Here is a 13,091-nt window from a genome sequence, read left to right as displayed (position 1 = left end):
GGTGAGTGAATACTGGCAACAAAAGTCCCGGCACAGTAGCATCGCCGGGACCTGACACCTGAGGCTTGTATGCTGATTCCCTACGATGCACTTGAAGTCGACACCCTGACCCGCCTCATCGAAGACTTCGTCACCCGCGACGGCACCGACAATGGCGACGACACGCCCCTGGAAACCCGCGTGCTGCGCGTGCGCCAGGCGCTGACCAAAGGCCAGGCGCTGATCGTCTTCGACCCCGAGAGCGAGCAATGCCAGTTGATGCTCAAGCACGATGTGCCCAAGCATCTGTTCGACTGAAAGCTGCGCCTAAGGGTTGGGCACCGGCACGGGATGAGTAGCCTGGCCCTCGCCTTTGAGAATCTTGCGGTACACCTCGGAGCGGTACACGTTGACGCCCATCGGCGCCTCGATGCCAAACTTCACATGAGTGCCGTTCACGTCAAGGATATGCACGGTGATGTCATCGCCAATGGCGATGGCTTCGCCTATGGCACGGCTTAAGACCAGCATGGCGGTAGTCCTTTTCCAGTAACAGGACCTCGACCATGCCCCCTTCGCGCTGGACCGACAATGGCTTGCGGGCAAATCAGGCATCTCCTACACAGGTAGGTAACTTGCCTGACAGACCCCAGCCAAATCAGGCCTTAACAGCCTGCGCCTTGGCGCGCATCTTATCGGCCATCAGGGTCATTTCGTCATACAGCAACTGCGGATTTTTCTGTTTCAACGCCCAAGCCATGCGGCCTTGCTCGTGGGGCAGGATCATGAATTCGCCTTCGGCCACGCGCTGGTAAATGTAGTCGGCAATATCCGCCGCCGAGATGGGCGAACTCTCAAGCAACTTGCCCACTTGAGCCTTCATGGCTGGGGTTGGCCCACGGAACGAGTCGAGCAGGTTGGTCTGGAAAAACGACGGGCACACCACATGCACGCCCACTTCCTGTTGCTTGAGCTCCACCAACAGGCTCTCGGACAACGCCACCACGCCCGCCTTGGCCACGTTGTAGTTGCTCATGGCCGGGCCTTGCATCAGCGCTGCCATTGACGCGATGTTGATGATCCGACCCTTGCTCTTTTCCAACAGCGGCAGGAACGCCTTGCAGCCTTTGACGACGCCCATCAGGTTGATTGCGATCTGCCAGTCCCAATCCTCCAGGGACAGCTCAGCGAAGAACCCGCCCGAGGCCACGCCGGCGTTATTGACGATCACATCGATGCCCCCGAGCTTCACCTCACAGGCCTGGGCGAAGGCCGTGAGCTGGCTGTAGTCACGCACGTCACAGCGCTGGATAAAGCCATCCCCCCCGGCTTCGCGAACCTGCTTGAGGGTTTCCTGCAAACCGGGCTCGCTGACATCAGACAACGCCAACTGCCAGCCTTCACGGGCCCAGCGCAGAGCGATTTCGCGACCCAGGCCAGACCCGGCGCCAGTGATCATCATGCGGTTTTGCATAGGAAGTAGCCTTGTGGTTCACGAAAGAAGTGACCGGCAGTGTAGCGAAGGTTTTTGCTCTACCCACGCACCATCAGGGTGATGAATGCCCCGGGCAAACCGTGGGCTCGGTCGCAAGCGTGCCATAGACTAAGTTCAATTTTTTTCAACTGATTAGTTCAAGTTGCGCACGCGTTAAAAGAAATAAGCGACACATCAAAATGTTTTATAAAAACAATGAATTTTTTACGAAGTGGCAGAGTCGGAATGGGTAAGGCGTCCCACTGTACATGGACGAACCAACGGTTAAACAGCCGGTTTTTGCAAAGAACCTATAAGGAATAAAACCATGAGCCTCATTCTGATTATTATCCTGATCCTGCTGCTGGTCGGTGGTCTGCCGGTGTTCCCGCACTCGCGTAACTGGGGTTATGGACCGTCGGGTATCCTGGGTGTGGTACTGGTTGTTCTGCTGGTGCTGTTGTTGCTCGGCAAGATATAAACACCGCGCTACGCTTTTTATCGGAGCGAGCAAGCGCTCCTACAATTGAGAAGCAAAAAAAGAGGCCTTCTAGAAGGCCTCTATTTTATTGTCGGTCAGTTAGTCCGGTTTGCCATCTACCACACCTGCGGTGTTATCCAGCAGGCTCTTGGTCGCGGTCTGCAGGAACGACTCGAGCTTCTGCTTGAGCACAGCTTCGTCCGGCGACTCCGGAATCACCTTGCCAGTCGGCTCGGCGCCCAGTGTGTATTCCCACAACTTGGGTGGCATTTCCTTGGGCAATACCAGTACGCGGTCGCCGGTGAGCAAGGCCACGGTCTGGTCGCTGCCCGATGGCTTGATCACGCCGAAACCCTTGTCACCTTCGGGCAGGTTCAGCAGGTCGCGGCCCCAGCACTGGTGCAAGGTATCGCCGCCCAGGCGGCCCATGATGGTCGGCACGATGTCGATCTGGGTGCCCACAGTGTGGTCACGCTCACCGAACTTCTCGCGCATGCCCGGTGCAATCATCAGCATCGGCACGTTGAAGCGACCCAGGTCCATCTCGGTGATCTGCTGCTCATTGCCAAAGCCGTGGTCACCGACGATCACAAACAGGGTTTCCTTGAAGTACGGCTCTTTGCGGGCCTTTTCAAAGAACTGGCCCAAGGCCCAGTCGGAGTAGCGCATGGCCGTCAAATGCTCGTTGAGGCTGCCACGGTCGGTGACTTTCTCAACCGGCAATGGGGTCGGCAATGCGTACGGCGTGTGGTTGGACAGGGTTTGCAGCAGTGCGTAGAACGGCTTGCCGCCTTCGCGCGCCTTCAGTTCTTCCAGGCCACGGTTGAACATGTCCTGGTCGGACACGCCCCATGTAGGGTCGGAGAACACCGGGTCGACGAAGTCATTGCGGCCGATGAAGTTGGTCATGCCCTGGTTGCTGAAGAAGCCCGACTGGTTGTCCCAGGCGAAATCGCCGTTGTAGACATACACATCGTCGAAATCACGCGCACTGAGCAACTGCGGCAGGCCCGACAGCTTGTGGCTGCCTTCCGGAGTCTGCATCAGGTATTCGAAACCCGGCAGGTTCGGGAAGCAGGCCATGGTGGCGAACATACCCTGGTGGGTGTGGGTGCCGTTGGAGAAGAAGCGGTCGAACAGCAAGCCCTCGTGGGTCAACTTGTCGAAGTACGGGGTGATATTGCCCGGACGTCCCAATGCGCCCACCGAATGACCAGCGAAGCTTTCCATCAGGATCACCACGACGTTCTTGATCGGCAGGGTTTTCTCGGCCGGTGGCGTGAAGTCACGGCGCACGGCAGCGGTGTCGGTGTCTACCAGCTTCTCTTGCGGCAGCACCAGCATGTCACGCACGGTCTGGGTGGCCAGCGGTTGTTCCAGGGTCGCCTTCCAGATGTTGGCGCGGTCTTCACCAAAGCGCGCCTTGGCCGCCGCGATCAGCGACAAGGTGCCATTGAGGCCCAACTGGTTGGCGAAGTTCGAATCGGTGGTGTAGACGTCACCCCAACGCAGCGGTGGCCCCTGGCGCAGGGTGCCACGGATGGCGACCACGGCGACCAGCAGGCAAACCATGAACACTGCGATGCGGCTGTACCATGGCGCCACCTGGCGCGTGCTGATAGTGCCGCCGCTGAACGGGCCCCGTGGGCGCGTTGCGCGGTCAGCGCCCTTGAAGGCCATGCTCAGGATCAGCGTGCCCACGGCCCAGGCCAGCAGGTAACGCACCACCGGGAAACCGTACCAGAGCATGCTCATCACGGTTTTCGGGTCTTCCTTCACATACTGGAAGACCAGGCCGTTGAGGCGCTGGTGGAATTCGCGGTAGAAGTCCATCTCCATCAAGCCCAGGAACAAGGCGATGCTGGACGCGACGGTCAGCCACAAACGGAAGAACCCGCGCGCCGCCATGGCCCGCACGCTGAACAGCGCCAACAGCAGCGGAATCAGCAGGTACATCACCAGGCGAATGTCCAGGCGCAGGCCGTTGGCGAACGCTTCAAGGAACGTCGAGGCCGGCGTATCGAGGATCATCTCGCGGTTGTAGACCAGCAACGCCAGGCGCAGCAGGGAAAACATCACCATCATGACCAATGCGCAGAGCAGCGTGTACGCCAGATGGGATTTGACGGTCGGTTGCAGCAGGCGATTTGAAGCTCGCTGCTGATTCAGGGCGTCCGGGTTTGCCATGTCGTTTTAGGACCCATTGGAAGTTTAAGTTGCGAAATAATGCAGTGGCGTCCGTCCCTCGCCCAGGCTGGCTGGGGTAGGCGGTTAACGCGGTGGCACAAATGGTGCCCGATCGAGGCCGGCAAGGCTATTAATTACTGAACGTAAGGCACGGCCCTGCCTTTAAGGGCACTGGAGATAGAGCCCTGGCAGCCGGATAAAGCCGGCGAATTGTCTTGGATGGGATGTGAAAATTTCGTGCGGCGAATACTTTCGACACACAAATTTAATTAACGCCGTAAACCCCACTGTGGGAGCAGGCAAGCCAGCTCCCACATTGACTGTGCCCGCTCCAAATCGGGTGGGTCGTCAGATCCGCACGTTACCGCGCGGCCCGGCGATAGCCCAGATGATCAGGCCCAGCACTGGCAACAGCAGGATCAACAGGATCCACAGCACTTTGGCGCCGGTGCTGGCGCCGCTTTTGAACACGTTGATGATCGCCCAGATATCCAGCGCGAGGATGATCAGGCCAATCAGACTATTAAACGTGGAACCCATGGTGTCGCTCCTAAGTGAGGGCATGCACTTGTAGGATAGTCAGCCTTGGCGCGGGTTCCGTTTTATTTCAGACGTGTACGGCAATCTTCAAGGCTTCCAATGATGGTTCGGCCTTGATGCCGACTTCGGCACACAGTTCCAGTACCCGCGCCAGGTCGTTGCCGAACACCAGCACCGCCTGGATCTCGTCGTCCAGCAACTGGCTGAAGTTCATCAGCACATAACCGCCGTCTTCCGGGCTCAGGGCGCTCATCTGGATCTGGATGCGGTTGAGCGCGGTCAGGTCTTCGGTCTTGGCCAATTGCTTGGGCTTGAGGTTGAACGCCACGCCCGGACCGAACGACGCGACGATCTGGGCAAACAGGTCGCCATAGGTATCGGCCTGGAACAACACCGTGTCTGGCAGGCTACCGACCACCACCCACTCTCCCAGCGGAATCGGGAAACTGTCGTCGTAGTTGATATCCGGATTGGCCGCCAGGAACGCCGCCGGGTCCGCGTAGGCCTGGGCCGCTTCGTCGGCAATACGCGCTACTTCATCCTCCCCCATGACGCCGGCGCTGATTTTGCTGATGAGTTCGACGAGGGCGGTTTTCATGGGGCGATCCTGTAACGGGCAAGTTTTGAAGGGCGCGTAGCCTACACCAGTTTCTGCAACTGCGCCGCCGTATCCACCGCGCCCATGGTCTGCGCCGCGGCCAGTGCCGTCGCGCCTTGTGCATCGGTGGCCTTGGGGTTTGCGCCTTTACCAAGCAGGTAATCAACCATGTCAACGCGGTTGAACATCGCCGCCATCATCAAGGCCGTACGCCCGTCCGAGGAGGCCGCCTCAACCGGCGTGCCGCCTTCGATCAACGCCTGCACCACCGGCAGGTTGCCTTTGAACGCCGCCCCGGCAATCGGCAACTGGTTCTTGTCGTTGGCAATCAATGGGTCGGCCTTGAACTCCAGCAGCACTTTGACCGCCTCGGCATGGCCGTGGTACGCCGCAAGCATCAACAGGGTGTCGCCATTGTGATTACGAAAGTTGGCCGGCAGGCCTTTCGCCAACAATGCGGCAAGCATGGCGGCGTCGCCGCGTCGGGCGACGTCAAAGACTTGCTCGGCAAACTCGGCGGCTTCGTCTTCGGTCATTTGTTTAGGCTGATCTGACATGGGGGCTCCTTGCTGAGGCGACGGACATAACTGTTTAAGGCGCCCAGTGTCGCGATGGAGTTCCCCGGTGTCATGGCTTTTTTGTCAAAAGCCGCCATAGCCAGAATCAATAACGGAATTGGCCGCCCTGGATCTGCGCCAGCAATTGCCCGGTCACCGGCACATAGCTGTCCGAACCCGGCAACCAGGCGTAGACCGGGTCATTGCCAGCCTTGTCCGGGTCGAACCCTTGCTCCTTGAGCTTCACTTTCTGGTACTTGAACGTGCCGGTGGTTTCCATCTTCACCTTGATCCGCAAAAACAACGGCACCGCATAAGGGGGCAACTGGCCGTGGGCGAATTGCAGCAGTTCGCGCATGTCCAGGCTGGCCAGGGATTCGCTGGGGGTGATGGCGACCATGCCGGCGCGGCCGTTGGTGTTGTCGATTTCGACGCCATAGGCCACCACTTCAGCGATCTGCGGGTGTTTCAGCAGGACGTTTTCCACCTCGGTGGTCGAGACGTTTTCGCCCTTCCAGCGATAGGTATCCCCCAGGCGATCGACAAATTGCGCATGCCCGAAACCGATGCTGCGCACCAGGTCGCAGGTGTTGAAATAGCTGTCGCCTTTTTCGAATACGTCGGTCAGTACCACCTTGCGGTTCTTTTCCGGGTCGGTGTAACCGTCGAAGGGCGACTTATCATCAATGCGCGCCAATAACAGGCCCTGCCCGCCGGTGGGCACCTTGACCATGAACCCGTTGCTGCCGCGCAGCGGTTCACCAGTGTCATGGGCGTAGTCCACCAGCGCCCAATGCTGCAGGCAAAAGCCGATGGTGTTGTCAAAGTTCAGCACGTTGGTAAAGCCGATATTGCCGTCGCTGGCGGCATACAGTTCGCAGATATGCTCCACACCATAGCGCTGCTTGAACTGCGCCCACACACCGGGGCGCAGGCCGTTGCCGACCATCTTGGTCACCTGGTTATCACGGTCCTGCGCACTCGCGGGCTGGTCGAGCAGATAGCGGCACAGCTCACCGACATAGCCCAGGGTGGTCGCCTTGAACTTGCGTGCATCGTCCCAGAACTGGCTGGCGCTGAATTTGCGCCGAATGGCAAAGCCGGACGCACCGATAATCGCCGCCCCCCAGCACACGCACAGGCCGGTGGCGTGGTACAGCGGCAAGGTGCAATAGAGGACGTCCTGTGGCCCCATGTCCAGGGCGATACTGCCGAAGCTCACGGCGGTTTTGGTCCAGCGCCCGTGCTTCATGATGCCGGCCTTGGGCAAGCCGGTGGTGCCGGAGGTGTAGATATAGAAGCAGGGATCGTGGAAGAACACCTGCGCGGAACTCGCCGGGTTGTCCACCGGGCTTTCGGCACTGGCGGCCATCAGGTCGATGTAGCCGTCGGGCACCCTACTGCCCGGCTGATCGGCCACGAACCAAGTGCGCTCGGCCGGGATCTGGACTTGATCGCGCACTGCTGCGTAAGGGCTCAGCAACTCGGCACCGACCACAATGGCAACCGGCTTGACCAGGGTCAGGCTGTGTACCAGCGCCCCTTGAATTTGCGCCGTGTTGAGCATGGCGCAGATGCCGCCCAGCTTGGCCACGGCCAGCACGTTGAGCAGCAACTCGGGGCGATTCTCGATAAACAGCGCTACCACATCGCCCTTGCGGATGCCCTGGGCCTGCAAGTGATGGGCAATGCGATTGGCGCACTGATTGGCGTCGCGGTAGCTGATCACGCTGTCCCCATACAGCAGGGCAGCACCGTCAGGGTTACGCAAGGTGGCTTGTTCGAAATGCCAGCCCAGGCCGCAGGGTTGGTTGGGGTCGGTGACGTTGGCCGCACGCATGCCGCGCACCACCCGTGGGAGCGCCCGAACAATGGCAGGCACCTTACGCAGCATCATGCGCCAGGTGATCATGTCGACTTGCTGATGAGTCATGGCGGGACGTCCCTTTTCTTATTCTTGGTCTGGTCCAGGTACATCGACTGGTGTAGCGGAAAATACGTCAGCGGTTCTTTGGCTGTACACGCGGGATTTGAAAAGTTTTGTATCTCGTGGCGGCCGGCCGATGCTTATCTCCCTGACACCCCACCCTCAAAATGTAGGAGCTGGCTTGTCGGGTCGGCGCATCGCTGCGATGACGACCTCCCAGCCGACCGGGATTTTTCCGAGCAAAAGACGGTCAGTATCATTACAGCCCTCCCCCTTCCAGCCGGAAAAATCACCGGGCAGATAGCGCAAAATGCAGGATGCACGATGGCCCTTCATGCAAATTGCACGAAAATGAAAATCCTATAAATTTATAACCTGCTGATTTATAACGATTTTTTAGAATACCCAATACTGGCACAATCACTGCACCTATCACTCCATGCTTGCCAACTTGAGCCAATGGAGCTGATAGACATGAGCCTGATCCAAGATAAATTCGCTTCAGTATTCTCCAACTACGACGTCACCACCCAGCCACGTCCGGACGGCGGTATCCTGTTGACCCTGCGCAACAGCGAAGGTAAGCAGGTCAAGCGCTCGATCTCTTATCAGCAGCTGCACACTGCCGACCAACTGACTTGGGTGATTAGCGCTATTCGCCGTGACTTGGCCGAACAAGCCAGCGAACTGCCGCAGATTTCGATGTTGCAAAGCCAGAACCGCTTTGCGCTGCCGACCTATCACTCGGCCTAATCTACACCTCTGAAAAAGGGCCGCGACGCTGCTCAGCGTCGCGGCCCTTTTTCATGCCATTAACATAAGCCCTGCCGAACCGCCTCATTCTTTGCCTGCACACGGTTAGTGACATCCAACTTGCCGTAGATGTTGCGCAGATGAAATTTCACCGTAGCTTCAGAGGTGGCGCGAATCTGGCTGATTTCCCAGACAGTCTTGCCCTCGGAGGCCCATCGCAGGATTTCCAGCTCCGTGGGAGTCAGGGGCTTGCCGGACAAGCTCCGGCGTTTTCTGATAGCCGTGGGCACAATAACCGACGGGCGATACGTCTCCTCGGGGCCACTCATTGTTCTCTCCTTATGTCTGCTGATGCGCTGCCATCTTTCGGATTCCTCCTATTGACAGATGGCATAAACATTTACGCTGAACAGAGAGTTACATAACGAGTGGAATCAAAGCGCACGGCAGAGAACAAACAGCTTTACCCTACAAATAATTAAGTTTCTTCCCACAGCGACTTCCAACTTGCCAGGGTTGAACATTCAGTTATCTACGCTTAGTCATCCAGTCCTGGAAAGCGAGTGGCAATCGCATCACAGGTCAACGAGGGCACAACGCCTTGGGCCGTGTTGAACAAACGCAGTGTCACACAGTGCGGGTTCTCGCCCATGTCGAACCAGTGCGGTACACCGGCCGGGATGATCAGCAAGTCATTCTTCTCACAGCGCAAGCTGTACACATAGTCGCCTATGTGCAGCGTAAACAGCCCCTGGCCTGCGATGAAGAAACGCACCTCGTCTTCACTGTAGGTACGTTCGTCCAGGAACTGCGCACGTAACACGTCCTTCTGCGGATGGTCTTGGGTCACGCTGACCACTTCCACAGCGGCGTAGCCGAGGGCTTCGATCTGAGCCTGGTAGGCGGCAATCATTTCAGCATCAGTGGCGCCCTTTTCTATCGGGCTGGGCTGCCAGCGCTCAAAACGCACGCCGTGCTCGGCCAGGGTCGACTGGATGTCGTCGGCATGGGTCAACACTTTGTTCGGGGTGTCCGGGGAGGCGATGGAGTAGACGGCTACATAGCTCATTGCACGGTTCCTTGGTTCGGCTCTTGCAATCGAAGGCCAATGATAATGGCGGCGGCCAGGGCCGCGAGGCTGGCGATACTGAACGTGAAGGTGGGCCCCAGCAGGTTCCAGCTGTAACCGGAATAGAGGGCGCCGAGCGCGCCGCCGGTGCCGGCCAGCGCGGCATAAAGGGCCTGACCCTGGCCTTGCTGGCGGTCACCGAAGCTGCGTTGCACAAAGGCAATTGCCGCCGCGTGGAAGCTGCCGAACGTGGCGGCGTGCATCAACTGCGCCACCAGCAGCAGCCAGAAAACTTCGGCAAATGAACCCAGCAGCCACCAGCGCAGCGCGGCCAGCAGGAAACTGGCGAGCAGCACCCGGCGCACCGAAAAGCGCGCAAGAATACGGCTCATGGCCAGGAACATCAGCACTTCCGCCACCACCCCCAGCGCCCACAGCAGGCCGATTACGCCGCGGCTGTAGCCCAAATGCTCCAGGTGCAGGGTGAGGAAGGTGTAATACGGGCCATGGCTCATTTGCATCAGCGCCACGCAGGCATAAAACGCCAGCACGCCGGGGCTGCGCAATTGCTTGAGAAAGCCATCGCCGGCCAGGCGGTAGCCGTGGCTGGCCGGCTGTGCGTTCGGTACCCAAAGGCTAGCGCCGATGATGCCGGCCATGATCACCACGACCACCACCGGGTAGATATCCAGGCTCAGCCAATCGAACAGGCGCCCCATGATCACCACGGTGAGGATAAAACCAATGGAGCCCCACAGACGGATCTGGCTGTAGCGCGAGGTTTGCTTGTGCAGGTGGGCCAGGGTGATGACTTCAAACTGCGGCAGCACCGCGTGCCAGAAGAACGCGTGCAGGGCCATGACCATCGCCAGCCAGGCGTAGGTCTTGCTGACAAAAATCAGGCAGAAGCTGGCCAGGGTGCACACCGCGCCGAATCGCACAATGGCCAGGCGCCGGCCGGTGTAGTCGCCGATCCAGCCCCACAGGTTGGGGGCCACGCAGCGCATCAGCATGGGAATCGCCACCAGTTCGCCGATGCGCGCGCTGGAGAAACCGAGGTGATCGAAGTACAGCGCCAGGAACGGCGCTGTCGCCCCCAGCAGGGCGAAATAGAACAGGTAGAAGCTGGAGAGGCGCCAGTATGGGAGGGCTGGGTTCATTTTATTCAGGGCTGCTTTGCAGCCCAGCGCGAGCAAGCTCGCTCACCACAATAAGCGCGCTCATTGCCCCAGGCGATCACAGTTGGCCCAGTACCGGGGTACTCACGCGCACATCGGCATTCTGCCCGCGGTTGCGCAGCAGGTGGTCCATCAGCACGATGGCCATCATGGCTTCGGCAATCGGTGTGGCGCGGATGCCGACGCACGGGTCGTGGCGGCCTTTGGTGATCACGTCCACCGGGTTGCCGTGCACATCGATCGAACGGCCAGGCGTGGTAATGCTCGACGTGGCCTTGAGCGCCAGGTGCGCCACGATCGGCTGGCCGGAAGAAATACCGCCGAGGATGCCGCCCGCGTTGTTGCTGAGGAAACCTTCAGGGGTCATCTCATCGCGATGCTCGGTACCGCGCTGGGATACGCAGGCGAAGCCGGCGCCGATTTCCACACCTTTCACCGCGTTGATGCTCATCAGCGCATGGGCCAGTTCGGCGTCGAGGCGATCAAAGATCGGCTCGCCCAGGCCCGGCTTCACGCCTTCGGCCACCACGGTGATCTTCGCGCCGACCGAGTCCTGGTCGCGGCGCAACTGGTCCATGTAGGCTTCCAGTTCCGGCACCTTGTCCGGGTCGGGGCAGAAGAAGGCGTTGTCTTCGACGCTGTCCCAGGTCTTGAACGGGATTTCAATCGGCCCCAACTGGCTCATGTAGCCACGGATGACGATGCCCTGGGTGGCCAGGTATTTCTTGGCGATGGCGCCGGCGGCCACGCGCATGGCGGTTTCACGCGCCGAGCTGCGGCCACCGCCACGGTAGTCGCGTTCGCCGTATTTGTGGTGGTAGGTGTAGTCGGCATGGGCCGGGCGGAACAGGTCCTTGATCGCCGAGTAGTCCTTGGACTTCTGGTCGGTGTTGCGGATCAACAGGCCAATGGCGCAGCCCGTGGTGCGACCTTCGAACACTCCGGAGAGGATTTCGACTTCGTCCGGTTCCTGGCGCTGGGTGGTATGGCGGCTGGTGCCGGGCTTGCGGCGGTCGAGGTCGCGCTGCAGGTCGTCCAGGCTCAGCTCCAGGCCTGGCGGGCAGCCGTCGACAATGGCGACCAACGCCGGGCCATGGCTTTCGCCCGCGGTGGTGACAGTGAACAGCTTGCCGAAGGTATTGCCGGACATGCAGGGCGCTCCGTGAAATCAGTTGAATCAAGTCAACCGTAATAACTTAAGGCGGCCAGTATACGCAGGCTAACCGACTAGTTCATCCTCGAAACCTTACCGGTAGACGTTGGTCCAACCGGCACCTCTCCAATGATGGCGCTATGATGCTGCGAGTTCTGCTGTTCACCCTCACCCTGTTCACCGCCGTGGCCCAGGCCGCCTCCCCTGTCGTCTTGCAACGCCCGATCAGCCTGGACACCGGCAGCGGCCAACTCTTTGGCTCGCTGCTCTTGCCGCAATCGGATAAACCGGTGCCGGTGGTGCTGATCATCGCCGGCTCCGGCCCCACCGACCGCAACGGCAACAGCGCCGACGGCGCGCGCAACGACAGCCTCAAGCGCCTGGCCTGGGTACTGGCCCGGCATAACATCGCCAGCGTGCGCTACGACAAGCGCGGCGTGGCTGCAAGCCTGGCGGCCACGCCGGATGAGCGCAACCTGACCCTAGAGGCGTATGTGGCCGACGCCGTGGCCTGGGGCAAGTTACTCAAGGCCGACAAGCGCATGGGCCCGCTGATTGTGCTGGGCCACAGCGAGGGCGCGCTGGTCGCCGCCCTCGCCGCGCCGCAACTTGAACCGGCCGGGGTCATTTCCTTGTCTGGCAGCGCCCGCCCGGTGGACCAGGTGATCCGTCAGCAACTGGCCGATCACTTGCCCCCTGCCCTGTTGCTGCGCAGTAATGAAATACTCGATCACCTCAAGGCCGGCCAGGTGGACGCCGACGTGCCGCGCCCATTGGAGGGTATTTTCCGACCCAGCGTGCAGCCGTATCTGATCAGCCTGTTCCGCGCCGATCCGTCGGCCGCCTTTGCGCGCTTGGACATGCCGGCGCTGATTATCCAAGGCACCAACGATATCCAGGTTGGCGTAGGTGATGCCCGGCAACTGAAGCAGGCCAAGCCCGACGCGCAGTTGACGGTGATCGAAGGCATGAACCACGTGATGCGCATCGTGCCCAATAACGTGAAGCAGCAACTGGCCTCCTACAACGACCCGAAACTGCCGCTGGCTGCGGAGCTGGGCCAACGTATCGTCAGCTTTATCGAAGGTCTTCAACCCCGTTAAGCGGCAATTGGCCTCCAGTCCTGGGAAAAACGGCCGATAAGTCCAGAGTCGACAGTAAAAAGACTGTCGGCTCGCAGGGCTTGGACAGGATC

The 13,091-nt window shown here is 59.8% G+C and carries 15 protein-coding genes; 4 read left to right on the top strand and 11 right to left on the bottom strand.

The window, feature by feature from the left end:
- Positions 1-69: 69 nt before the first annotated feature.
- The gene (locus BMH52_RS26165; protein ID WP_003192759.1) at positions 70-297 is read left to right on the top strand and encodes a YheU family protein; all 228 of its coding nucleotides are present in this window, start codon (positions 70-72) and stop codon (positions 295-297) included.
- Between the two features lie 9 nt (positions 298-306).
- On the opposite strand, the gene csrA is transcribed toward BMH52_RS26165, so the two are convergent.
- Together csrA and BMH52_RS26155 are read right to left on the bottom strand one after the other, a co-directional pair.
- On the bottom strand, positions 307-510 hold the full coding sequence (gene csrA / locus BMH52_RS26160; RefSeq protein ID WP_072433735.1) for a carbon storage regulator CsrA: 204 nt from the start codon (positions 508-510) through the stop codon (positions 307-309).
- Positions 511-637: 127 nt separating this feature from the next.
- Positions 638-1,453: an SDR family oxidoreductase gene (locus BMH52_RS26155; protein ID WP_054896320.1), complete on the bottom strand. Its 816-nt coding sequence runs from the start codon at positions 1,451-1,453 to the stop codon at positions 638-640.
- Between the two features lie 328 nt (positions 1,454-1,781).
- Between BMH52_RS26155 and BMH52_RS26150 the strand changes: the two genes are divergently transcribed.
- Positions 1,782-1,934, top strand: a complete 153-nt coding sequence (locus BMH52_RS26150; protein ID WP_003192767.1) for a DUF3309 family protein — start codon at positions 1,782-1,784, stop codon at positions 1,932-1,934.
- Positions 1,935-2,033: 99 nt separating this feature from the next.
- Here the strand turns inward: BMH52_RS26150 and BMH52_RS26145 are convergent, their stop codons facing one another.
- From BMH52_RS26145 to BMH52_RS26125, 5 genes are all read right to left on the bottom strand, one after another.
- Positions 2,034-4,121, bottom strand: a complete 2,088-nt coding sequence (locus BMH52_RS26145; RefSeq protein ID WP_034126149.1) for an LTA synthase family protein — start codon at positions 4,119-4,121, stop codon at positions 2,034-2,036.
- Positions 4,122-4,469: 348 nt separating this feature from the next.
- Positions 4,470-4,661, bottom strand: coding sequence for a PLDc N-terminal domain-containing protein (locus BMH52_RS26140; protein WP_003192770.1), 192 nt, complete (start codon positions 4,659-4,661; stop codon positions 4,470-4,472).
- Between the two features lie 67 nt (positions 4,662-4,728).
- Positions 4,729-5,259, bottom strand: a complete 531-nt coding sequence (locus BMH52_RS26135) for a hypothetical protein (RefSeq protein WP_032903736.1) — start codon at positions 5,257-5,259, stop codon at positions 4,729-4,731.
- Between the two features lie 41 nt (positions 5,260-5,300).
- Positions 5,301-5,816 (bottom strand): ankyrin repeat domain-containing protein, encoded by a 516-nt coding sequence (locus BMH52_RS26130; protein ID WP_060767627.1) that lies wholly within the window; start codon positions 5,814-5,816, stop codon positions 5,301-5,303.
- Between the two features lie 106 nt (positions 5,817-5,922).
- Entirely contained in the window at positions 5,923-7,749 is a 1,827-nt protein-coding gene (locus tag BMH52_RS26125; protein ID WP_073845525.1) for a long-chain-acyl-CoA synthetase, read from the bottom strand.
- A 468-nt stretch (positions 7,750-8,217) separates the two neighbouring features.
- On the opposite strand from BMH52_RS26125, the gene BMH52_RS26120 reads away from it, so the two are divergent.
- On the top strand, positions 8,218-8,496 hold the full coding sequence (locus BMH52_RS26120; protein ID WP_003172952.1) for a DUF3509 domain-containing protein: 279 nt from the start codon (positions 8,218-8,220) through the stop codon (positions 8,494-8,496).
- Positions 8,497-8,555: 59 nt separating this feature from the next.
- On the opposite strand, the gene BMH52_RS26115 is transcribed toward BMH52_RS26120, so the two are convergent.
- The 4 genes from BMH52_RS26115 to aroC form a co-directional block, all read right to left on the bottom strand.
- Positions 8,556-8,825 carry a response regulator transcription factor gene (locus BMH52_RS26115; RefSeq protein WP_014719273.1) on the bottom strand — a complete coding sequence of 90 codons (270 nt, stop codon included), beginning with the start codon at positions 8,823-8,825 and terminating at the stop codon, positions 8,556-8,558.
- A gap of 209 nt (positions 8,826-9,034) precedes the next feature.
- Positions 9,035-9,565, bottom strand: coding sequence for an acireductone dioxygenase (locus tag BMH52_RS26110; protein WP_014719274.1), 531 nt, complete (start codon positions 9,563-9,565; stop codon positions 9,035-9,037).
- Positions 9,562-10,725: an MFS transporter gene (locus BMH52_RS26105; RefSeq protein ID WP_073845556.1), complete on the bottom strand. Its 1,164-nt coding sequence runs from the start codon at positions 10,723-10,725 to the stop codon at positions 9,562-9,564. The genes BMH52_RS26110 and BMH52_RS26105 overlap by 4 nt, the downstream gene beginning before the upstream one ends.
- A gap of 76 nt (positions 10,726-10,801) precedes the next feature.
- Positions 10,802-11,893, bottom strand: coding sequence for a chorismate synthase (gene aroC / locus BMH52_RS26100; protein ID WP_014719276.1), 1,092 nt, complete (start codon positions 11,891-11,893; stop codon positions 10,802-10,804).
- 143 nt (positions 11,894-12,036) lie between these two features.
- On the opposite strand from aroC, the gene BMH52_RS26095 reads away from it, so the two are divergent.
- On the top strand, positions 12,037-12,999 hold the full coding sequence (locus BMH52_RS26095) for an alpha/beta hydrolase (RefSeq protein WP_019818577.1): 963 nt from the start codon (positions 12,037-12,039) through the stop codon (positions 12,997-12,999).
- The last annotated feature ends 92 nt before the right edge of the window (positions 13,000-13,091 follow it).

The organism is Pseudomonas sp. BTN1 (assembly GCF_001907715.1).
In the GTDB taxonomy this organism is placed as follows: Bacteria; Pseudomonadota; Gammaproteobacteria; order Pseudomonadales; family Pseudomonadaceae; genus Aquipseudomonas; species Aquipseudomonas paracarnis.
Note: the sequence above shows the minus strand (reverse complement) of the source record. Positions and strands in the feature narration are given on the sequence as shown.

Coding starts and splice junctions, on each gene's coding strand:
- BMH52_RS26165 (WP_003192759.1), top strand. CDS start 70: ATGCTGATTCCCTACGATGCACTTGAAGTCGACACCCTGACCCGCCTC.
- csrA (WP_072433735.1), bottom strand. CDS start 510: ATGCTGGTCTTAAGCCGTGCCATAGGCGAAGCCATCGCCATTGGCGAT.
- BMH52_RS26155 (WP_054896320.1), bottom strand. CDS start 1,453: ATGCAAAACCGCATGATGATCACTGGCGCCGGGTCTGGCCTGGGTCGC.
- BMH52_RS26150 (WP_003192767.1), top strand. CDS start 1,782: ATGAGCCTCATTCTGATTATTATCCTGATCCTGCTGCTGGTCGGTGGT.
- BMH52_RS26145 (WP_034126149.1), bottom strand. CDS start 4,121: ATGGCAAACCCGGACGCCCTGAATCAGCAGCGAGCTTCAAATCGCCTG.
- BMH52_RS26140 (WP_003192770.1), bottom strand. CDS start 4,661: ATGGGTTCCACGTTTAATAGTCTGATTGGCCTGATCATCCTCGCGCTG.
- BMH52_RS26135 (WP_032903736.1), bottom strand. CDS start 5,259: ATGAAAACCGCCCTCGTCGAACTCATCAGCAAAATCAGCGCCGGCGTC.
- BMH52_RS26130 (WP_060767627.1), bottom strand. CDS start 5,816: ATGTCAGATCAGCCTAAACAAATGACCGAAGACGAAGCCGCCGAGTTT.
- BMH52_RS26125 (WP_073845525.1), bottom strand. CDS start 7,749: ATGACTCATCAGCAAGTCGACATGATCACCTGGCGCATGATGCTGCGT.
- BMH52_RS26120 (WP_003172952.1), top strand. CDS start 8,218: ATGAGCCTGATCCAAGATAAATTCGCTTCAGTATTCTCCAACTACGAC.
- BMH52_RS26115 (WP_014719273.1), bottom strand. CDS start 8,825: ATGAGTGGCCCCGAGGAGACGTATCGCCCGTCGGTTATTGTGCCCACG.
- BMH52_RS26110 (WP_014719274.1), bottom strand. CDS start 9,565: ATGAGCTATGTAGCCGTCTACTCCATCGCCTCCCCGGACACCCCGAAC.
- BMH52_RS26105 (WP_073845556.1), bottom strand. CDS start 10,725: ATGAACCCAGCCCTCCCATACTGGCGCCTCTCCAGCTTCTACCTGTTC.
- aroC (WP_014719276.1), bottom strand. CDS start 11,893: ATGTCCGGCAATACCTTCGGCAAGCTGTTCACTGTCACCACCGCGGGC.
- BMH52_RS26095 (WP_019818577.1), top strand. CDS start 12,037: ATGATGCTGCGAGTTCTGCTGTTCACCCTCACCCTGTTCACCGCCGTG.